The organism is Shewanella sp. NKUCC06_TVS (assembly GCF_019345515.1).
In the GTDB taxonomy this organism is placed as follows: domain Bacteria; phylum Pseudomonadota; class Gammaproteobacteria; order Enterobacterales; family Shewanellaceae; genus Shewanella; species Shewanella oncorhynchi.
Window position 1 is genome coordinate 69,338 of record NZ_JAHKQX010000020.1, and the last position, 20,826, is coordinate 90,163.

18 protein-coding genes are annotated in these 20,826 nt (G+C 46.0%); 13 read left to right on the forward strand and 5 right to left on the reverse strand.

All coding sequences use genetic code 11. The features are described from left to right. The first annotated feature begins 124 nt into the window (after positions 1-124). The 3 genes from nagA to KO531_RS19470 all read left to right on the forward strand — a co-directional run bounded on the left by nagA (position 125) and on the right by KO531_RS19470 (position 4,512). Positions 125-1,273 carry an N-acetylglucosamine-6-phosphate deacetylase gene (gene nagA / locus KO531_RS19460; RefSeq protein ID WP_219252033.1) on the forward strand — a complete coding sequence of 383 codons (1,149 nt, stop codon included), beginning with the start codon at positions 125-127 and terminating at the stop codon, positions 1,271-1,273. Between the two features lie 470 nt (positions 1,274-1,743). Next, positions 1,744-2,898 (forward strand): DUF5009 domain-containing protein, encoded by a 1,155-nt coding sequence (locus tag KO531_RS19465; protein ID WP_219252034.1) that lies wholly within the window; start codon positions 1,744-1,746, stop codon positions 2,896-2,898. Between the two features lie 315 nt (positions 2,899-3,213). Further along, on the forward strand, positions 3,214-4,512 hold the full coding sequence (locus KO531_RS19470) for a sugar MFS transporter (RefSeq protein ID WP_219252048.1): 1,299 nt from the start codon (positions 3,214-3,216) through the stop codon (positions 4,510-4,512). Positions 4,513-4,594: 82 nt separating this feature from the next. Here the strand turns inward: KO531_RS19470 and KO531_RS19475 are convergent, their stop codons facing one another. The 4 genes from KO531_RS19475 to KO531_RS19490 form a co-directional block, all read right to left on the reverse strand. Continuing rightward, positions 4,595-5,317, reverse strand: a complete 723-nt coding sequence (locus KO531_RS19475) for a TorF family putative porin (RefSeq protein WP_219252035.1) — start codon at positions 5,315-5,317, stop codon at positions 4,595-4,597. Between the two features lie 183 nt (positions 5,318-5,500). Further along, positions 5,501-5,866, reverse strand: coding sequence for a cupin domain-containing protein (locus KO531_RS19480; RefSeq protein WP_219252036.1), 366 nt, complete (start codon positions 5,864-5,866; stop codon positions 5,501-5,503). A gap of 30 nt (positions 5,867-5,896) precedes the next feature. Continuing rightward, positions 5,897-7,387 (reverse strand): CoA-acylating methylmalonate-semialdehyde dehydrogenase, encoded by a 1,491-nt coding sequence (locus tag KO531_RS19485; RefSeq protein ID WP_219252037.1) that lies wholly within the window; start codon positions 7,385-7,387, stop codon positions 5,897-5,899. A 69-nt stretch (positions 7,388-7,456) separates the two neighbouring features. Beyond that, on the reverse strand, positions 7,457-8,794 hold the full coding sequence (locus KO531_RS19490; RefSeq protein WP_219252038.1) for an aspartate aminotransferase family protein: 1,338 nt from the start codon (positions 8,792-8,794) through the stop codon (positions 7,457-7,459). 280 nt (positions 8,795-9,074) lie between these two features. Between KO531_RS19490 and KO531_RS19495 the strand changes: the two genes are divergently transcribed. From KO531_RS19495 to KO531_RS19520, 6 genes are all read left to right on the forward strand, one after another. Beyond that, a complete protein-coding gene (locus KO531_RS19495; protein WP_219252039.1) occupies positions 9,075-10,571 on the forward strand; it encodes an aldehyde dehydrogenase in 1,497 nt (498 codons plus the stop codon). A 419-nt stretch (positions 10,572-10,990) separates the two neighbouring features. After that, positions 10,991-11,398, forward strand: coding sequence for a hypothetical protein (locus KO531_RS19500; RefSeq protein WP_219252040.1), 408 nt, complete (start codon positions 10,991-10,993; stop codon positions 11,396-11,398). Between the two features lie 106 nt (positions 11,399-11,504). Next, positions 11,505-11,900 carry a hypothetical protein gene (locus KO531_RS19505; protein ID WP_105249914.1) on the forward strand — a complete coding sequence of 132 codons (396 nt, stop codon included), beginning with the start codon at positions 11,505-11,507 and terminating at the stop codon, positions 11,898-11,900. Between the two features lie 263 nt (positions 11,901-12,163). Further along, a complete protein-coding gene (locus KO531_RS19510; RefSeq protein WP_219252041.1) occupies positions 12,164-12,577 on the forward strand; it encodes a septal ring lytic transglycosylase RlpA family protein in 414 nt (137 codons plus the stop codon). Positions 12,578-12,883: 306 nt separating this feature from the next. Next, a complete protein-coding gene (locus KO531_RS19515) occupies positions 12,884-13,741 on the forward strand; it encodes a sulfurtransferase (RefSeq protein ID WP_219252042.1) in 858 nt (285 codons plus the stop codon). A gap of 108 nt (positions 13,742-13,849) precedes the next feature. Beyond that, positions 13,850-14,356: a DUF2937 family protein gene (locus KO531_RS19520; RefSeq protein ID WP_028760887.1), complete on the forward strand. Its 507-nt coding sequence runs from the start codon at positions 13,850-13,852 to the stop codon at positions 14,354-14,356. Here KO531_RS19520 and KO531_RS19525 read toward each other — a convergent pair. Beyond that, the gene (locus KO531_RS19525) at positions 14,340-15,647 is read right to left on the reverse strand and encodes an FAD-binding oxidoreductase (protein WP_219252043.1); all 1,308 of its coding nucleotides are present in this window, start codon (positions 15,645-15,647) and stop codon (positions 14,340-14,342) included. The two genes, KO531_RS19520 and KO531_RS19525, sit on opposite strands and share 17 nt — an antisense overlap. Positions 15,648-15,883: 236 nt before the next feature. Here KO531_RS19525 and KO531_RS19530 point away from each other — a divergent pair, with 236 nt between their 5' ends. From KO531_RS19530 to KO531_RS19545, 4 genes are all read left to right on the forward strand, one after another. Continuing rightward, a complete protein-coding gene (locus KO531_RS19530; RefSeq protein WP_028760885.1) occupies positions 15,884-16,432 on the forward strand; it encodes a cupin domain-containing protein in 549 nt (182 codons plus the stop codon). Positions 16,433-16,865: 433 nt separating this feature from the next. Continuing rightward, entirely contained in the window at positions 16,866-17,627 is a 762-nt protein-coding gene (locus tag KO531_RS19535; protein WP_105249909.1) for a gamma-glutamyl-gamma-aminobutyrate hydrolase family protein, read from the forward strand. A 2-nt stretch (positions 17,628-17,629) separates the two neighbouring features. Next, the gene (locus tag KO531_RS19540) at positions 17,630-18,985 is read left to right on the forward strand and encodes a glutamine synthetase family protein (protein ID WP_105249908.1); all 1,356 of its coding nucleotides are present in this window, start codon (positions 17,630-17,632) and stop codon (positions 18,983-18,985) included. A 599-nt stretch (positions 18,986-19,584) separates the two neighbouring features. Continuing rightward, positions 19,585-20,685 (forward strand): polyamine ABC transporter substrate-binding protein, encoded by a 1,101-nt coding sequence (locus tag KO531_RS19545; protein WP_028760882.1) that lies wholly within the window; start codon positions 19,585-19,587, stop codon positions 20,683-20,685. Positions 20,686-20,826 lie beyond the last annotated feature (141 nt).

The following is a 20,826-nucleotide window of genomic DNA, read 5'->3' on the forward strand; positions in this document are numbered from 1 at the left end:
TTTAGCTGCACGATTAAGCAGCTCACGATTAAACCTGTTCAGCTTAGCTCGTGCAGCTTAGCCCTCGCAGTGAACTTAATTTAAGACTTAAGTCACTCGTGTTATTTATTGAAAGAGGTTTGCGATGAAAATCACCCTGATCGCCGAGCGTATTTTTGATGGTGAATATTTCCATCAAGATGTGCCAGTGACTGTTGAAGACGGGCACATTCTGGCGTTTGATACTGTCTCAGACGCGAAGGAAATCCGCCAAGCCGGAACGCTGGTACCGGGTTTTATCGATGTGCAAGTGAACGGCGGCGGCGGGGCGTTATTCAATGCCGATCCGAGTGTGAATTGCATTGAGACTATCGGCCGTGCCCATGCGCGTTTTGGCACCACGGGATTTTTACCCACACTTATCACCGATGATGTTAGCGTGATGGCGAGTGCCGCCGACGCGGTGGCCGAGGCTTTAGGCAAAGGTAGCGCAGGCGTTTTAGGAGTGCATTTTGAAGGGCCGCATTTATCTGTGCCTAAAAAAGGTGTTCATCCGCAGGGATTTATTCGCGAAATAACCGATGCTGAACTCGCGGTATTTTGTCGCCAAGACTTAGGAATTAGAGTCGTTACGCTTGCGCCTGAGAATGTGTCGCCGGAGGTGATCCGCACGCTTGTCGCCTCGGGCGTTAAGGTGTGTTTGGGCCATTCTAATGCCGACTACGACACTGTGATTGCGGCATTAGCGGCAGGCGCAACGGGCTTTACCCATCTTTATAATGCAATGTCACCACTCGGTTCCCGTGAGCCGGGCATGGTTGGCGCGGCGATTGAGAGTGAAACCGCGTGGTGTGGGTTGATTGTCGATGGCCACCATGTGCATCCCGCGGCGGCAAAGGTCGCACTGCGGGCAAAGCCGAGGGGCAAAATGATGTTAGTCACAGATGCTATGCCGCCTGTCGGTATGGACGATGAGACCAGCTTCGAACTCTTTGGTACGCACGTGCTGCGAGTTGGTGACAGATTAAATGCCGTGACCGGTGAGCTGGCGGGCTGTGTGCTCGATATGGCGACTGCGGTCAATAATACCGTCAACTTGTTGGGTTTGCCTTTGGCGGAAGCCTTGAGAATGGCGGCGCTTTATCCCGCGCAGTTCCTCGGGATTGACCATAAAGCTGGCCGTTTAGCACTGGGGAATCGGGCTGACTTTGTCTTGCTAGATGGGCAGAACAAAGTGCAGGCAAACTACATTGCGGGGCAGGCCGTCTATTCAGGACCTGTTTATGCGAGCTAGGCAATCAGGGGTCGCCCTTAAATTGTGTCTGCAGCAAAGGTAATGTTTAACCTATACCCAAACTACCTGAAAATGCAGGATTCAGCGGGAATGTAACGCACTTTAGGCAAGGCGGTTATTTGCAGACCTAGTGGACTAAGTTAAAAATAACCAACACGGCATAAAGTGCGTTACAACCAGCCGGGACGGAGCGCCTAGGGCACTCCACTTCCGTGTTGCATCAATTCAAAAGGTGGCCGACATTCTGTCATTGATGCGCCTTGAATTGAAGCACCCTAGGCGCTCTGAAACTCGTATCTTCAGGTAGCTTGGGCATAGCCCTTGTCGTATTTTGATGACAGGGGCTAAGTTTTTTTATTGTACAGCACTCATTTTATTCAGTATTAGTTTTGTACCGTATTCGTTTTGTACCGTATTCGTTTTGTTCAACTTTTATAAAAGCTTTTAATAACAATAATAAAGGATGATGTATGGACACAACACAGACAAACGCGACTTTGCCAGTAAAGGCGAATAAACCTAGGTTGATGTCTCTAGATGCACTGCGCGGCTTCGATATGTTTTGGATTTTGGGCGGTGAGGCCCTATTTGGTGGTTTGCTTATTTTAACGGGCTGGGCTGGCTGGCAATGGGGCGATGAACAGATGCACCATAGCCAATGGCATGGTTTTCACTTCTACGATTTAATCTTCCCGCTGTTTATTTTCCTCTCCGGAGTGGCCTTGGGGTTATCTCCCAAACGTTTAGATAAATTACCTATGAGTGAGCGATTACCTGTGTATCGCCATGGGATTAAACGACTCTTTTTATTGCTGTTACTGGGCATTTTATACAATCACGGTTGGGGAACGGGCACACCTGCCGATCCTGAAAAAATTCGCTATGCCAGTGTGTTAGGTCGAATCGCCTTTGCATGGTTCTTTGCCGCATTATTGGTGTGGCACACGAGTCTACGAACGCAAGTTATTGTCGCCTTGGGCATTTTACTCGGTTATGGCGCAATGCAACTTTGGTTGCCTTTCCCTAGTGGACAGGCGGGCGTGCTCTCGCCCACGCAATCCATCAATGCCTATGTCGATTCAATTTTATTGCCTGGCGTCAGCTATCAGGGGCGCACGCCCGATCCTGAAGGTTTACTGTCGACCGTCCCCGCCATCGTTAATGCGTTAGCGGGTGTGTTTGTCGGCCACTTTATTGTTAAATCCCATCCTAAAGGTGAGTGGGCCAAAGTGGGATTACTCGCCGCAGCGGGGGGCGTTTGTTTAGCCTTTGGCTGGTTGTTAGATCTTGTTATTCCGGTCAATAAAGAGCTGTGGACCAGTTCATTTGTGTTGGTGACGACGGGCTGGAGCATGATACTGCTGGCGCTATTCTATGCACTAGTCGATGTGCTTAAGTGGCAAAAAGCCGCATTTTTCTTTGTGGTGATAGGCACCAACGCCATCATTATTTATTTAGCGTCGAGCTTAGTGGATTGGAAATATATCGCCCAAAGCGTGTTTGGCGGCTTAGTGCTGGCCTTGCCTGAAAGCGCTCAAGCGTTAGCTGCGGTTGTCAGCTTACTTACGGTGCAGTGGCTGGTGTTATATTGGATGTACCGTCGCAATATTTTTGTCAGGATTTAGTCAGTTAGGTCCGTTTATTCATAAAAGCCGTAGGCATCTTGTGTCTGCGGCTTATTGCTATTTGGATATGACTTACGCCCTAGCGGTTTGACTGCGTTGTTAATGTCAGAGTTATTAATAGTTGAGTAGTAAATCATAAATGACAGCGTTGTCTTTTTGTGTTATTTGTTTTAACATCAGTGAAACAATGGCGCGTTTGGATGATAACATTAGCCATTGCACACGAGTCGCGCTACGGGTATGTGGAACGCTGAGCTGTTTTTCGTCCCCTCATCACCTTAATAATTAATTACTATAAGAAGCAGGTTTATGGAAATGACACTCGATAAAAGCCAGCAGAAAAGCAGCTTTCTCCCCATGGCCATAGTGGCCGCGCTCTTTTTCATCCTTGGATTCGCCACTTGGTTGAATGGGTCTTTAATGCCGTATTTAAAACAAATATTGCAACTCAATCCCTTCCAAGCCTCGTTGATCCTATTTTCCTTTTATATTGCCGTGACTTTCACGGCACTACCTTCGGCTTGGGTCATACGTAAAGTCGGTTACAAAAACGGTATGGCGCTAGGCATGGGCGTGATGATGCTGGCGGGGTTGCTGTTTATTCCCGCTGCTGAAACGCAAATTTTTGCACTATTTCTTTTCGCCCAATTAGTGATGGGCGCAGGCCAAACCCTATTACAAACGGCGGTTAACCCCTATGTGGTGCGGTTAGGCCCTGAAGAATCTGCGGCCGCCCGTGTGAGTGTGATGGGAATTTTAAATAAAGGTGCGGGTGTGATTGCGCCTTTGGTGTTTTCGGCGTTGATTTTAGACAGCTTTAAAGACCGTATTGGTACTGAGCTAACTCAAGTACAAATTGAAGAAATGGCTGACGGTTTAGTATTCCCCTATTTAGGCATGGCCATTTTTATCGGTATCTTAGCGCTCGCGGTAAAAAAATCACCTTTGCCAGAGTTGTTGAATGAAGATGAAGCTGCTGAAAATACTGATAAAGGGCAACTTAAAGCGGCATTATCTCACCCTAACTTAGCCTTTGGCGTGTTAGCGCTGTTTGTTTATGTTGCTGTAGAGGTTATTGCTGGCGATACCATTGGTACATTTGCTTTGTCTTTAGGCATAGAGTCATACGGTGTTATGACTTCCTATACTATGGTGTGTATGGTGTTGGGTTATTCTTTAGGTATCCTGTTAATTCCTCGTTTTATTTCACAGCCTAAGGCTTTGATGGTGTCGGCCATTCTGGGTTTGTTACTGACATGCGGTATTTTGTTTGGCGATAATAATTCCTACGCTATTGCTAATGTTTTGTTAGTACCTTTTGGTGGTGTGGCGCTGCCCGATACTTTGTTGATGATTGCTTTTCTTGGTTTAGCTAATGCGATTGTTTGGCCTGCGGTGTGGCCGCTAGCTTTGTCTGGTATGGGGAAATTGACCAGTACAGGTTCTGCGCTTCTCATCATGGGGATTGCAGGTGGCGCCTTTGGTCCAGTGTCTTGGGGCTTAATGAGTTCGGCGACAGATATGGGCATGCAGGGTGGTTATATTGTGATGTTGCCATGCTACTTGTTCATCCTTTTCTACGCGGTGAAAGGCCATAAAATGCGTAGTTGGTAGTCAAGTCTGTTTGAACAGCTAAAAAGAAGCCCTCGATGATGAGGGCTTTTTTGTGTTTTAGTTGGACCAAGCTAAGGCGAAATTAGAACGCGTAGCTTACGCTCGCAAGCACGGTATCTGAGTTTTTAAATGCACCGTCAGAGACTTTTTGGTCACCGCTAAGATCTGTGCCTAACCAAGCAAGAGAAAGCCCAAAGCCTGACAGTTCAGTCGATACGCCAACAGAGTAATCAGAGTAGCTATCAAAACCTTCACCATCATCTAAGGCATCACCCACGTTATAGCCGTAGTGCAGATCGAGACTCCAGTTTTCAACAAATTCGTAGGAGTAGTTTAGCTCTCCATAGTGATAATCTAAGTCAGTACCACCGTAATCATTGGTAAACCAATAGGCTAGGCGAAAGCCCTTAAATTCCATACCCGTAATCACTTCGAAATAACCTATATCACTCTCGCCTGAGTAGTTATAACGGTTAAGGGTGATGTCGTAGGTCAGATCTTCGTTGATCTCACCACCATAGGCGACATAGAAATCGTATTCGATCGCTGGGCCGTTATAACCTGGCTCATCAAAGTCCACGTTACTTGCCCAAGCCCCGACAGAGAAACCCGAATCGAAGCTCCAATCGATACCACCTTGCAGGGCAGGATCGCCAGCGGTTTGTGATACGCCGCGAAAACGATAGTCGTTAGTAAGACTAATTTCCCCAGTCACTTCGGCGGCGGCAATGCCGGAGAATAGGGTCGTGGTTAGCGCGAGTCCGACAAGCTGTACCAGCCGTTTTTTTTTCAGATTGTTATGCACGGTATTTCTCCCATTTTCTTTGTTGACTCGGACGTGTTACTGGCGACCATGGTTATTCAATCGCGCCAGTGCATCCGTTGGTTTGCCAAACAACAGCCTAGGAAAACCCGTTGCTGTGACCTCATGGCGAGTTATTGCTAAGATAACTTAGCTTTTTTGAGGCTAACATCAGCCTCGTTGATCTCACTTTTGTTCGAAAATGACGTAAACCTTGCGGCAGGGCTCCACGACTTCCCAAGTGCCTTGAAAACCCGCGGGTATGATAAACCTGTCACCCACAGTGAACGTCTGCGATTGACCTTGAAGATCTGTGATAACACTCATCCCTTCGAGGATTTCGCAGTACTCGTATTCAGTGTAGTTTATTTTCCAAGCGCCTGATTCACTTTGCCAAATTCCACTGTGAAATTGATCACAAGGGCTAGAATAATGATTCTCTAGCCCTTGAGTTGGATTGCTTGCTAACAACTTTTCCGCCGGTAACTGATAGGTTTCGACGGGTGTTTGCGCCGTAGCAAAGCGAATAATGGCGTTGATACTCACAGTCATTTGCGATTTCCTTGTTGAGCTGACATTCGGCTATTTCATCGTTGGCATCACAAACTCGGCTTGAGTCTGTTTACCCACGGGCCAGCGGGCAGTTATTGCCTTACGCTTGGTATAAAAACGCACGCCATCGGGGCCATGCATATGCAGCGGCCCAAACAGTGAGCGCTTCCAACCGCCAAAACTGTGGAACGCCATCGGCACCGGGATCGGCACGTTCACTCCAACCATACCGACTTGTACGTGGTGACAGAAATGTCGCGCCGCTTCACCACTTTGGGTGAAAATCGCCGTGCCATTGCCAAATTCGTGTTGGTTAATCAGCTCAAGCGCCGCCTGATAATCTTTCACGCGCACAATCGCCAGCACTGGCCCAAAGATTTCTTCGCGGTAGATGCTCATATCTGGCGTGACATGGTCGAACAAACAGGCGCCGAGGAAATAACCCTGCTGATGATCATCCACACTCAGTTTACGGCCATCGACCAGCAGCACTGCGCCTTCTTGCACACCGGCTTCAACATATTGGGTGACCTTAGCAAGGTGTTGTTTTGAGATCAGTGGCCCCATTTCCATCTCTGGCACCAGGCCGTTGCCGACTTTTAAGGTTTGGATTTGCGGTAGCAGTTTTTCCACTAACGCATCGCCCACATCGCCTACCGCCAGCACGACTGAAATCGCCATACAACGCTCACCAGCACTGCCGTAAGCGGCACCCATTAAGGCGCTAACGGCTTGATCTAAATCCGCATCTGGCATGAGTAACATATGGTTTTTCGCGCCGCCTAAGGCTTGCACGCGTTTGCCATGTTTAGAGGCTGTGCTGTAGATGTATTCAGCAATCGGCGTTGAGCCTACAAAGCTCACCGCTTGCACATCTTTATGGGTGAGTAAGGTATCGACGGCTTCTTTGTCGCCGTTAATCACGTTAAACACGCCATCGGGAAGACCCGCTTCTTTAAGCAGCTCGGCAATACGCATCACTGAGCTCGGGTCTTTTTCCGAGGGTTTCATAATAAAGGTGTTACCGCAGGCAATCGCGATTGGGAACATCCACATGGGAACCATCACGGGGAAGTTAAAGGGCGCTATGCCTGCGACAACACCTAAAGCTTGATTAACTGACCAAGAATCGACGCCGCCACCCACTTGCTGGGTGTGTTCACCTTTAAGCAAGTGCGGAATACCACAGGCAAATTCGACCACTTCGAGACCACGGATCAACTCGCCCTTAGCATCGTCGATCACTTTGCCGTGCTCGCGGGTGATAAGCTGCGCCATTTCATCTAGGTGCTGCTCAACTAAGGCTTTGAATTTAAATAGCACTCGAGTACGGTTGAGCGGCGTGACTTGTGACCATGTTTCAAAGGCGGTTTTAGCGATTGCGATGGCTTCACCCACTTCAGTTTCGCTTGCCAGTGAGACTTGGCCACGTAGTTCACCCGTGGCGGGTTCAAAAATATCTTGGGTTCTGGTACTGGCAGGGGTGTGCTGACCATTAACAAAGTGAGTGATCTTGAGCATAGTTAACCTTTGAAGTTCCCCGCCGCAGCGGGGTGTTAAATGTGAGAGTGGAACGAACCGCTGGTGCTATTATCCAACGGCGTTAATGGCATCGCTTAGGCTATTAACCATTTGGTCAATTTCGCGTTTATCGACAATTAGTGGCGGTGACATCGCAATGATGTCGCCCGTGGCTCGAACTAAAGTGCCGTGGCGGAAGCAGTGTTCAAACACGCCGTAACCACGTTTACCCGCGCCTTGAGCGTTAGGGGAGAATTGAATCCCCGCCACTAAGCCTGTGTTGCGGATATCAATCACATTCGGCAACCCTTTGAGGCTGTGCACTGCGTCTTCAAAGTAGCGTTCAAGCTCAAAACTGCGCTCAAATAATTGCTCATGCTCATAAATCGATAGGGTGGCAAGCGCCGCCGCTGCAGCCACTGGATGACCTGAATAGGTGTAACCGTGGAAAAACTCAATCAGTTCTGTGGGACCTTGCATGCAAGTGTCGTGGATAAAATCTTGCACGAACACTGCGCCCATAGGGATGGCGCCGTTATTGATGGCTTTAGCCGTGGTGATTATATCTGGGATAACGCCCCAACGTTGACTCGCAAAGGCGGCGCCAACGCGGCCAAAAGCGGTAATGACTTCGTCAAAAATCAGTAGGATGCCGTGCTTTTTAGTGATTTCACGCAGACGTTTTAAGTAACCTTGTGGAGGCAATATTACCCCTGCAGAACCCGACATAGGTTCAACGATTACGGCGGCAATATTCTCGGCGCCATGCAGGGTCACTAGTTGTTCTAATACTTCGGCTTTTTCAGCGCCAAAGTGCGAGAGTCCACGGGTAAATGCCGCATTTTGGATATCTAAGGTATGAGGTAAGTGATCGACGCCTTGCAGTAATTGGCCGCTAAATGCTTTGCGGTTATTGCTCAATCCACCCACAGAGATGCCGCCAAAGCCGACACCGTGGTAACCCATTTCGCGCCCGATAAAGCGGGTGCGTGAGGCTTGACCGTTGGCTCTGTGATAGCAAAGTGCCATCTTAAGTGCAGTATCGACGGACTCAGAACCTGAGTTAGTAAAGAAGACTTTGTTTAATCCTTCAGGACTGAGCTCGACTAACCGCTCGGCAAGTTCAAAGGCGATAGGATGACCCATTTGGAAGGAGGGCGCGTAGTCCATCTCTTTAATTTGTTTGCTGACTGCTTCGCTGATTTCCTTGCGACCATGGCCTGCGTTACAACACCATAAACCTGCGGTGGCATCTAACACTTTATTACCATCAATATCCGTGTAATACATGCCTTCGGCCTTGGCGAGTAACCGCGGACTGGCTTTGAATTGGCGGTTAGCGGTAAAAGGCATCCAGAAATGTTCAAGTGAGGGTGCGCTTGAGGAATTGAGCGGCAAATCGGCCATAGTGTCTACCTTGTCCTGTATTTTCAGGTCTTGTTTTAGGGTGGCTAATATTTGCTATGCTATGTTAGAAATAATGAACATGGAAGAGCCGTGTGCAGTTATTTGTGGCAAAAAAGCTATTTTTGTAAAAAATATTGAATTTTATTACTTAAACAGCGTAACCTGAAGCTCGGATTATGACTGTGATGATGTTTACCATTTGCGCTAAAGTCGTCACGGGCCACTATTTTCTTGTCTATGAACGATAAACCACACCTATACGAATGATTAAGAGGTCATCATGAGCACACCGAAGAGCCGCAGCGAATGGGAAAGTCTGGCTGCCAGCCTGTCTATTAATGGTAAGGCGTTTATCAATGGCGAATACCAAGATGCCGTTTCGGGTAACACCTTTGATTGTATTAGTCCTATCGATGGCCGCTTGTTGGTAAAAGTGGCGAGTTGCGATCTTGCAGATGCTAATCTTGCGGTTGCTAATGGCCGCAGCGTATTCGAGTCTGGTGTTTGGTCGCAGCAGTCTCCGGTAAAGCGCAAACAAGTGATGATACGTTTCGCCGAGTTACTGGAAGAAAATGCCAATGAACTCGCGCTGTTAGAAACCCTCGACATGGGTAAACCAATTCGTTTCTCCAAAGCGGTGGATGTGGCGGGGGCTGCCCGTGCGATTCGCTGGTCTGGCGAAGCTATTGATAAAATTTACGATGAACTCGCGCCAACGGCTCACAATGAAATTGGCATGATCACCCGTGAGCCTGTGGGGGTTGTGGCCGCGATTGTTCCGTGGAACTTTCCAATGCTGATGGCGTGTTGGAAGCTCGGGCCCGCGCTGGCCACGGGTAATAGTGTGGTGTTAAAACCCTCTGAAAAGTCACCCTTAACGGCTATCCGTATGGCGCAATTGGCTATTGAAGCTGGGATCCCACAAGGCGTACTCAACGTGTTGCCAGGATTTGGTCATACCGTGGGTAAAGCCTTAGCGTTGCATATGGATGTGGATACGCTGGTTTTCACAGGTTCCACCAAAATTGCCAAGCAATTAATGATTTACGCTGGTGAGTCGAACATGAAACGCGTGTGGCTAGAGGCGGGAGGCAAGAGCCCTAATATCGTCTTTAATGACGCGCCAGATCTCAAAGCCGCTGCCGTTGCTGCTGCCGAAGCCATTGCTTTTAACCAAGGTGAAGTTTGCACCGCAGGTTCGCGTTTGCTGGTGGAGTCCGGGGTGAAAGATGAGCTTATCGCGCTTATCGCAGAGGAGCTAGCCTCATGGCATCCAGGGCATCCACTCGATCCCGCCACTGTGAGCGGCGCCGTTGTCGATAAACAACAGTTAGATACAGTACTCAGTTACATCAAAGCGGGTAAAGATGAAGGTGCAACCTTAGTCCACGGTGGCAGCCAAGTCATGGCAGACACCGGCGGCGTGTATGTGCAGCCAACGGTATTTTCTAACGTAAACAACCAGATGAAGATTGCCAGTGAAGAAATCTTTGGCCCAGTGTTATCTGTTATTGAATTTAATGGCATGGAAGAGGCGATATCAATCGCCAACGATACCATCTACGGTTTAGCCGCTGGCGTGTGGACATCGGATATCAGCAAGGCCCATAAAACCGCTAAAGCCCTGCGTTCTGGCATGGTGTGGATCAACCATTACGATGGTGGCGACATGACAGCGCCATTCGGTGGCTATAAACAGTCAGGTAATGGCCGAGATAAATCTCTGCACTCCTTCGACAAATACACAGAATTGAAAGCGACTTGGCTCGTGTTATAACCGCTCTTTTTTGTCTATATTTGTCTATATAAGAGAAGGAGCCGCTTTCGCTCAATACTAAAACCTCTTTTCATATTACATGGAAAGAGGTTTTTTATTTTTTGTAGCTCAAGGCGTCCCCATTTTTCTAAGCCATATTTCACTTGTAAAATCTGCATCTGTTACCGTAAATAAAATGTTACCGTCTTGATTCGTAATGTTGTTGCTCATTTATACCCGATAGAATATTGACTTTAAACACTCCCATTAATATCTCAATTTACTTCCATTCTTATCTGCTTCATAAATATCGTAAGTTATCGCTTATAAATTTGTGGCTTTCAAACATTACCATTAATGCATTTAGTTATAGTGTGAAAAGTGTTGTAAGTTATTTGTGATATTATAGGGTGCTTAGAGTATTGAATAAGAAGGCAAGTATGCACAATGTAGAAGAGTTTGGGGCAATCGTCAGTAAAGCTCTCGATAGTTACAAATCCGATTTTATGGAACTTGTTAGGGAATATGCGATTTCTTGTAAAAATCAAGGTGAGGCATATTGCGATTTTTTTGTCGACATCGCCTCTATGATGAATGGCGCATGGCTTTTAACCGCAGTATGTGAATTTGAGTATGTTTCTGAATTTAAAGCCTTTAATTGGTATCAATTATTGAATGTTGATATAGACAATATGCCAGAAGATGATTTGTTCTCCCTACAAAATAAGCTATATGAAATCGGTTATATTTGGTTGGTGGAGCAATTAATTTCCTCTAAAAAAGAAATAAAATGTATCGAAATTAGGTTGTTTCATAATGGCAGCAATGAATACCAATCTTTGGCATAATTAGCTTCTAACAGAGCTAAACGACATCAGTCACTGGGCTCATTGGATAGACTTTTTTGTGTGTGGTTATGTCATACCGTTGGTAGTATTTACCTCTAGGGCAAGTATGAAGAACTTTATTAGCAAAGATCTAGATATTGAAGAGTTCAAAAAAAGATTTGATAACACCAGAGAAAGTTTTATAAATTCTCTAAAAACAGCAAGTAAAGGTTATCGAAATGTAAGGTTCTTCGCTTGTGATGAAAGTGGAGTCCCCATTAAATGGGTATGGGATGATGAAACGTTCACACATAACTGGGAAGAGGGCACTCTTGAAGACGCTATTCAGTTTGCCCGTCACATGATAAATAGTGGAATGTATTTTGCGTTTATGGGGTGTTTGTCTGGTTCCAGTGATCTTGATATTTGGCTGACCACCTTTGAAAACCCCATAAAGAAACCTACATGGCCAAGTGGTAAAGAACCCAAATTTGAGATTATCCATGAAGTGTTAACTCGTTAGGGCTTTGTTTACCGATCTAAATTAGGAAACAAAGCCTCGTTATGGCTGCATATTTTATCTCAACGTAAGAGCATTCACCTGTAAATACGTGATTTTAGCGTGCAACTGCTGTAGCCTCGTGGAAATTTATTGTTTCTTATTTTTGATCTTTTAGGATGCAAGCTTAGAGCTTTGCCATCTAAGGTTGTTGGTTATTTTCCCCGAGACTTTTGCTGAGCCTTTCGCTCGTCAGCAAAGCGTTCACTCATTAGAGAGGGTGTCATGTGAATGCACTTCAAAACCCAATTAGGCAGTTCAATGTCGTCAAACTATTTGCACTGGCATTGCTAAGCTTTTTGGCCGGCTGTTCTTCATTGCAGACGGGTGAGAATGGAAACTGGGTGGGGTTCACGGAAGCTGGTCAGGCTTCATTTTATGGGGATAAACATCAGAATAAGCAGACGGCCAGCGGTGAACTTTACAAACATAAATTAAAGACAGCAGCGCATAAAAAGTTACCCTTTGGCTCGAGTGTTAAGGTCACCAATGTCGATAATGGCAAAAGTGTGATTGTGAAAATCAATGATAGAGGGCCTTTCGTGCGTGGCCGCATTATTGATCTGTCTAAATCGGCGTTCAGTAGCATAGGCAAAACTTCCTCTGGTTTGATTGATGTGAAAATTGAAGTCATTAAATAGCGGCTATTTTGAAAACGGTTGTCTCGAAACGGACTTTTGCGAAAACGGCTATCTCGAACATGGCCATATCGACAGGATCGTTTTGAAAGCGGCATCATTAAAAATGAGCAGTTTGAAAGCACTCTCTTCAAAACACGGCTTCGCCGCAATCTAATGATTGAATGCACTAATAATTGAGCGCATAAAACCGAGTCGACGCTTTTAAATAAAATCCCAAAGCAGACAATTTGTTAAGCTGATATTTGGGCTTTACGGCATTTGGTGAGAGACTATCGGCAGATTTGGATAACAGTAAAAGGACCCGCTATGGAATACCCACTTGTTAGTACGCAGTGGCTCGAAGCACACCTCACCGATCCCCATTTAGTCTTGCTCGATGCCAGTATGGAAACCGTTATTGGTAAAGAACCCCTAGTTTACGATGAGCCTATTTGCATTCCGCGCTCACGTCGATTCGACTTGGAAAATGTGTTTTGCGATAAGACTTCAACCCAAATTCATGCCTTGCCGACGTTTGAGCAGTTCATCCAAGGGATAGCTCAACTTGGGATTGAGGTCGACAGTGTTATTGTTATCTATGATAACCAAGGCATTTATTCATCTCCACGGGCGTGGTGGACCTTTAAAGTCATGGGCTTTAATCGAGTCTATGTGCTTGATGGTGGCTTGCCTCAATGGATTGAAGAAGACCGCATTACCTCATCGCGTTATCAAGCCGAAGGCGTCGATTATGGCCCGACGGATATCGATACTTTGGCGGATGTGTTGCAATACCACCCCGAGCTTGTGATGGATGCCGAGGCAGTGTTATCACGAATTGAAGATGCCGGAACGGCGATTGTCGATGCCCGTGGTGTGCCACGCTTTTTAGGTCAAGTGAGTGAGCCGCGTCCCGGTGTGCGCTCTGGGCATATTCCTTGCTCGGTTAATTTACCCTTCGCTCAAGTGCTCGATGGTAATAAAATCAAAACGACCAGTGAGCTACAGTCTATTTATCAAGGGCTAGCAGCGGATAAATCCGCAAGGATATTCAGCTGTGGTTCTGGGATTACGGCGTGTATTTTGATCTTAGCTTCGGTCGCCGCGGGGCATAAAAATCCCATCCTCTATGACGGTTCATGGGCGGATTGGGGCAGCCGTAACGATCTGCCGATAGAGTGTTAATTGAGTATCACCATTGAAATTAGTACTGTAGATTAATTAAGTTAGCGTGGTTTTTGTTGAACATCATGTGACTTCTACGTCGTTTGGCTAAATGCCAAGGAGAAACCTTTGATAGCGAGATTGATCGATAAGTTGGTATTTGGATTTATTTTAGTGATTGCCTTACAGTTACCACAACTGGCTGATCATTATCAGCAATTTTTATCAGGCCTTTATGAATCGACTCGATGGCAGGTAGAAGGTTACGAGGCAACGGCTAAGGAATATCATTACGCCGATGTTGATGCCATGATTGCCCGCCACCAGCAAAATGAGGAGCCAAGTGTGCGTGCCGACGCTGAGCAAAAGGTACAGACACTGGCGCTTTATAAAGCGTTAACACAGGGCGTGGCGATCTTTAATACGGGCAATTTGTTTGAGAAAACTGCCTATATGTTTAACCCTGTTCGCTTTGATTATCTTGAGAAAACCATCAGTAACTTTAAGCCAGGGATACCTTTAACTTCTAGTGGTATTGGCTTTGGCGTCTTGGTGGCTTTAGTCGTGCATTATCTTGGGTCTATCCCTTTTATCCTGTGGGCAAGGCGTAACAAGCGACTTAAAACAAGTCCTTAAATCTGTGATACAGCATGCCTGCAGCGAGCATAGGTGAGCGGAACGTCGGGCCGCCGGGGAAGGTGATGTGTTTGATTTTAGCAAACACATCGAAATGTCCCGCCTGTTGGCAAATGGCCTCGGCAAGCAGTTTTGCCGCCATGTGAGTGGCATTCACGCCATGTCCCGCATAGGCTTGGGCGTAAAAAATATTATTTGCATCGGGAAGGCGACCAATTTGTGGCATACGGTTAGCACCGATACCTATCATGCCGCCCCATTCATAATCGATACGTACCCCTTTTAATTGCGGGAAAACCTTCTCAAGATTCGGTCTCAGTGCCGCTTCAATGTCTTTCGGATCTTTACCCGAATAGGTACAAAGGCCGCCAAACAGCAAACGACGATCTGCCGATAAGTGAAAGTAATCTAGGGCAATTCGCATATCCGCGAAGGCCATATTCTGCGGGATAATACTCGCGCATTGGGCCTCAGTTAAGGGCTCTGTTGCCAATAAATAACTGCCAGCAGGTAATACTTTCCCCCCTACAAAGCTATTAAGTTTGTGGCCGATATAGGCATTGCCCGCCAGCACTACGTATTGGCATGTGACTTCGCCCTTAGCGGTAATGACCTTAGGTTTGGCGCCTTGAATGATTTTTTCAGCAGCGCTGTACTCAAACAACCTAGCGCCGAGATTGCGGGCGACGCGAGCTTCACCGAGGGCAAGATTAAGTGGGTGTAGATGACCGCTACCCATATCAACTAGCGCGCCTTGATAAAAATCTGAGCCTATGACTTCACCTAATTGTGGCTTAGTTAACAGCTTGATTTCTTGCTGATAACCCATGGCTTTGAGTGCGCTAAATTCTTCTTCAAGCTCATCCATGTGACGAGGTTTAACCGCTAAGTCGCAGTAACCCATTTGCAGATCGCAGTCGATACTGTGTTCTTGTATGCGATTTCGCACTATCTCGACGGCTTCAAAGCCCATTTGTTGAATTGCTTGAACACCTTCAGTGCCGATTTCACTTTGAAATTGTGCAAGGTCATGGCCTATGCCGCGAATGAGTTCGCCGCCATTACGCCCCGATGCGCCCCAGCCAATTCGCCTCGCTTCTAACAGCACGACACTCATACCGCGCTGTGCGAGTTCTATGGCGGTATTTATACCGCTAAAGCCGCCGCCCACGATACAGACATCGGCATTGATATTGCCTTCGAGTTGTGGGTGCGCATAAATTTCTTTAGCAGTATCAACATAATAAGAGTGTGGATACTGTTCACTGTGCACTGGAGGTTTGCTTGCCATTATGGCTCCCAAAAATTGTTTTTATTGTAAATTGGACTTGTCTCAGTATACTCATCACACTTTTAACATGACGCAAAAAAGTGTTCGTTTTATTTAACACGCTTTTTATGTAGAATACAATGAAAGCAGTAAAACACGCGCTTTTTGGGCGAAAATGCGTTCTGGATGGTGTTTATCCTGAACAACCTGTTCGTCATCTATCGGGATTGACCCGAGCCTCTAGGGGGATGTGAAATTTGGATATTGGAGCCAGCCTCAAAACTGTTCGAAAAATGAAAGGCTTATCTCAACGAGAATTAGCCAAACGTGCTGGTGTGACTAACAGTACGATTTCAATGATCGAGAAAAACAGTGTCAGCCCGTCAGTCAGCTCTTTAAAAAAAGTGCTGTCGGGTATCCCGATGTCTTTAGTGGACTTTTTCTCCATTGAAGCCTCAACGGATAGTGAGCAAAAGGTCGTCTATCGATCCAATGAATTACTGAATATCGGTACTGGACCACTTGAATTTAAACTGATCGGTCGTGATTACCCGAACCGCGCAATGTCAGTGATGAATGAGATTTACCCACCCGGTTCAGATACGGGTGAAGAGATGCTAAAGCACGAAGGTGAAGAGGCCGCTATGGTGATAGAAGGTAAATTCGAACTCACTGTTGGGGATGAAGTGTATATTTTGGAAGCGGGTGACAGTTATTATTTTAACAGTGAATTGCCCCATAGATTCCGCAATCCCTTCGATGAACCTTGTCGCCTAGTGAGTGCGACTACGCCTGCAAACTTCTAATTAAGTCATTAACTTACCCTATTATTCAACATATTAGGCCACTTATTCGCTAAAAGTGAGTGGCCTAATACTGTTATTCAACATTCCTGTGTATTTACCTACTTTCTAATCCTGTCATATTGGTTATGTATCCTCTTCTTTGTGTAAATAATATTGGTTCAAATTTGGTTCGAATACGGTTTAATTTACCCTGTAAAAAGTGAGCTTTATGCTGGTGTAACTGCTGGTTTATATACATGAATTAGCGAGAAATGGGGTAAATATACATTTAACTACATGTTATTTATGCTTATTAAGAATAAGTGGATTAAATAACCTTTAACAAGTGTTTAACCTCTTGCCTAGTGCTAAATTTCGGTGTACTGTGTGAAAAAATGAACATTTAAAGGCAAAGTGTTCGTTATGCTAGTAAAATCAATTCTAAAGGTGAGATATGTCAGCCGATTTACCCCTCATAGGTGTTATTGCATGCAATCAACAATTGGGATCACACCCCTTTAATATTGTTGGTGAAAAATACCTTTTAGGCGTAGTTAATGGCGCGAAAGGCTGGCCGTTAGTGATCCCATCTTTAGGTGGCGATTTACCGATAGACGCTATTTTAGAGCGTCTTGACGGTATTTTGTTTACTGGCTCTCCTTCTAATGTAGAACCCCATCTTTATGCAGGCCAGCCGAGTGAGCTTGGTACACACCATGATCCTAAACGTGACGCGACAACCTTGCCGCTGATCCACGCTGCTATTGCTGCTGGGGTACCTGTATTAGGTATTTGTCGCGGTTTTCAAGAAATGAATGTGGCTTTTGGTGGCAGTTTGCATCAGAAGCTCCATGAGGTGGGTGGCTTTATTGAACATCGAGAAGATAAAACCGCATCCTTAGATGTGCAGTATGGGGCTTCTCACAGTATTACTGTTGAGCCCGGGGGGCTTATTTACGAGGCCTGGGGCCGTAACTCTGCAGAGATTAACTCTGTACATACTCAAGGCGTGGAGCGCCTGGGTGTTGGGTTGCGGCCAGAAGCTTATGCTCCAGATGGGTTAGTGGAGGCTTTCTCCGTAATTGGTACTAAAGAATTTGCCCTCGGTGTGCAATGGCATCCAGAGTGGAAGGTGAGCGAGAATCCGTTTTACCTCTCCATTTTCAATGCCTTCGGTGATGCATGCCGACGTAGGGCTACAACTCGAGTGAAATAATAATGAATAAGCTAATCGCTTTTTTAAAAGAACGAAAAATCACAGAAGTCGAATGTGTTATCAGTGACATGACTGGCATCGCCCGCGGCAAGATTGCTCCAGTCGATAAGTTTCTCGATGAAAAAGGCATGCGTTTGCCCGAAAGTGTGTTGTTGCAAACTGTGACGGGTGATTTTGTCGACGAAGAGATTTACTACAGTTTGCTCGATCCCGCCGACATCGATTTTGTTTGTGTACCCGATGAAAATGCCGTCTTTATGTTGCCTTGGACCATCGAAGCCACGGCACAGGTTATCCACGATTGCTACGACAGAATGGGTAATCCGATTGAGCTGTCACCACGTAACGTGTTGAAAAAAGTCTTGTCTCTCTATGACGAACAGGGCTGGGAACCTGTTATCGCTCCCGAAATGGAGTTCTATTTGACTCGTCGTAGTGACGACCACGATTTACCCTTAAAGCCTCCAATTGGTCGTTCAGGTCGCCCCGAAGCGGGTCGCCAGTCATTCTCTATTGATGCTGCCAACGAATACGATCCTATGTTTGAAGACATGTACGATTGGTGTGAGCTTCAAGGTTTAGATATCGATACTTTAATCCATGAAGATGGTCCCGCTCAGATGGAGATTAACTTCAGTCATGGCAACGCATTATCTTTAGCTGATCAAGTGTTTATCTTTAAGCGCACTTTACGGGAAGCCGCGCTGAAGCACGATGTTTGCGCCACTTTTATGGCAAAACCCGTGACGGATGAGCCTGGCAGTGCGATGCATATTCATCAAAGCGTGATCAATAAAGAGACGGGCAAGAATATTTTCACCAATGAAGATGGGACTAAGAGCAAGCTATTCTTGGGATATATTGCAGGCCTACAAAAATTCATTCCTGAGTTGCTGCCACTGATGGCGCCAAATGCGAACTCGTTTCGTCGTTTCCTCCCCGGCACTTCTGCACCTGTAAACTTAGAATGGGGCGATGAAAACCGTACCTGTGGTTTACGCATTCCAGAATCTTCACCACAAAACCGTCGCATTGAGAACCGCATTCCCGGCGCCGATGCTAACTGTTATTTGGCGATTGCCGCGAGCTTGTTGTGTGGCTATATCGGCATGGTTGAGTCGCTAAAACCTTCGACTCCTGTGCAAGGTAAAGCCAATGAAAGCCGTAGCAATAATACCCATTGTTTACCGCTGACATTAGAGGAAGCATTAGCGGCGATGGAAGAAAGTGATGCCTGTAAGCAATATTTAGGCGAATCCTTCACCACTGGATTTGTGGCGGTAAAACAGGCTGAACTTGAAAACTTCCGCCGTGTTGTCAGCTCATGGGAACGTGAATTCCTATTACTCACTGTGTAATGTTTTGGATTGATTGCACTGACCGTGTTGCCGCGTTAACCCAAGGAATAAGGGGTTAACGTAGGCCATAACGATACTGATGCGTGCACTGTTTTAGTGAGGTTGCACTTAACTGGTGCAACTCGCTTGTTAAATAATATGATGGTTTTTAATGGCTTGTCCGTTAAAGTGATTATTCAATTCCATTGCTTGTCTGCAAGGGAAGTAAAATAGGCTTAACAATTTTAGGTTGTTCGCTTACTAGCGTTACTAACTAATTGTTAGTCATATTTAAAATGTGTTTATCTAAGTGTTTTTTTGCGATTGCTTAGGGACTTGAGGCATTTGCCTTAATGTTGCAAAATGTACAAGCAGTGTCATATCTAGTCTATTTTTTTGAGTGTTAATGCAATACCGATGCCTCGAAAATTTGGCACGAAACCTGATACTTAACAAATTGCAGCAAGATATAAAGTAGGCATGGTTATCATGCCGTAGAGACTGCCGATGCGGTTTTTAAGGTGTAGCATTGGTCGAAAATAACAACAATATCCGGGCAGCCCGGTGACACAATGTCAGAATTTGCTTAAGCAGTTCTGCTACCCGAGAAAGGAGAAAGCATGAAGCTATTTAATAAGATGACCACATTAGCGCTGGTGACTGCGAGCGTATTTGCGAGCGCAGTGGCCCAAGCGGAAGAAGTGGTTCGCGTGTATAACTGGTCAGATTATATCGCGGAAGATACCTTAGAAAACTTCAAGAAAGAAACGAGCATTAGGGTAATTTACGATGTATTTGATAGTAACGAAGTGCTTGAGGCTAAATTACTGTCTGGTCGTAGTGGCTACGATATCGTTGTACCTTCTAACCACTTTCTCGCTAAGCAAATCAAAGCGGGTGCTTTCAAACCTTTAGACCGCGCTAAGTTACCTAACTTTAAAAATTTAAATCCAGCCCTGATGAAGTTGCTTGAAAAAGCCGATCCGGGTAACCAATATGCCGTGCCTTATTTATGGGGAACAAATGGCATTGGTTACAACATAGATAAAGTGAAAGCCGCTGTGGGGGAAGATGCGCCATTTAACTCAATGGAACTGATCTTCAATCCTAAATACGCTGAAAAAATTTCTAAGTGTGGCTTTGCTATGTTGGACTCTGCCGACGACATGGTGCCACAGGCGATGATTTATTTAGGCTTAGATCCTAACAGCACTAAGGCTGAAGATTATGAAAAAGCGGGTGAGTTACTGGAAAAAATTCGTCCTTATGTGACGTATTTCCATTCTTCACGTTATATTTCTGACTTAGCAAACGGTGACATCTGTGTCGCTTACGGTTTCTCCGGTGACGTATTCCAGGCGAAGGCCCGTGCTGAAGAAGCAAAAAATGGCAATAAGATCGGCTACTCCATTCCAAAAGAAGGTGCCAATCTGTGGTTCGATATGTTAGCTATCCCAGCTGATTCAACGAACGTCGATAATGCACTCACGCTGATTAACTATTTTCTGCGTCCAGAAGTCATAGCGCCTATCTCTAACTATGTGGCCTATGCTAACCCGAACGATCCCGCTCAACCTCTGGTTGATGAGGCTATCCGTACCGATCCTGCGATCTATCCACCACAAGAAGTGTTAGACAAACTTTATATCGGTGAAATTCGTCCTTTGAAAATTCAGCGCGTATTAACTCGTGTTTGGACCAAAGTGAAGTCAGGACAATAGTCGATAGGGGGCAAGCCTAGCTTGCCCCCAGCTTGGCAAACTTCTATGTCCAATCCTATGCATAGTTAATCCACGTATAGGATTTGACACAGTTTGTTTAACCACTTTTCATTCATTAATCGTGTTGAACCTAGAGTTTGA

What these genes read in the sequence shown, in the direction of transcription:
- nagA (WP_219252033.1), top strand. Translation starts at nt 125, where the DNA reads ATGAAAATCACCCTGATCGCCGAGCGTATTTTTGATGGTGAATATTTC.
- KO531_RS19465 (WP_219252034.1), top strand. Translation starts at nt 1,744, where the DNA reads ATGGACACAACACAGACAAACGCGACTTTGCCAGTAAAGGCGAATAAA.
- KO531_RS19470 (WP_219252048.1), top strand. Translation starts at nt 3,214, where the DNA reads ATGACACTCGATAAAAGCCAGCAGAAAAGCAGCTTTCTCCCCATGGCC.
- KO531_RS19480 (WP_219252036.1), bottom strand. Translation starts at nt 5,866, where the DNA reads ATGACTGTGAGTATCAACGCCATTATTCGCTTTGCTACGGCGCAAACA.
- KO531_RS19485 (WP_219252037.1), bottom strand. Translation starts at nt 7,387, where the DNA reads ATGCTCAAGATCACTCACTTTGTTAATGGTCAGCACACCCCTGCCAGT.
- KO531_RS19490 (WP_219252038.1), bottom strand. Translation starts at nt 8,794, where the DNA reads ATGGCCGATTTGCCGCTCAATTCCTCAAGCGCACCCTCACTTGAACAT.
- KO531_RS19495 (WP_219252039.1), top strand. Translation starts at nt 9,075, where the DNA reads ATGAGCACACCGAAGAGCCGCAGCGAATGGGAAAGTCTGGCTGCCAGC.
- KO531_RS19500 (WP_219252040.1), top strand. Translation starts at nt 10,991, where the DNA reads ATGCACAATGTAGAAGAGTTTGGGGCAATCGTCAGTAAAGCTCTCGAT.
- KO531_RS19505 (WP_105249914.1), top strand. Translation starts at nt 11,505, where the DNA reads ATGAAGAACTTTATTAGCAAAGATCTAGATATTGAAGAGTTCAAAAAA.
- KO531_RS19515 (WP_219252042.1), top strand. Translation starts at nt 12,884, where the DNA reads ATGGAATACCCACTTGTTAGTACGCAGTGGCTCGAAGCACACCTCACC.
- KO531_RS19525 (WP_219252043.1), bottom strand. Translation starts at nt 15,647, where the DNA reads ATGGCAAGCAAACCTCCAGTGCACAGTGAACAGTATCCACACTCTTAT.
- KO531_RS19535 (WP_105249909.1), top strand. Translation starts at nt 16,866, where the DNA reads ATGTCAGCCGATTTACCCCTCATAGGTGTTATTGCATGCAATCAACAA.
- KO531_RS19540 (WP_105249908.1), top strand. Translation starts at nt 17,630, where the DNA reads ATGAATAAGCTAATCGCTTTTTTAAAAGAACGAAAAATCACAGAAGTC.
- KO531_RS19545 (WP_028760882.1), top strand. Translation starts at nt 19,585, where the DNA reads ATGAAGCTATTTAATAAGATGACCACATTAGCGCTGGTGACTGCGAGC.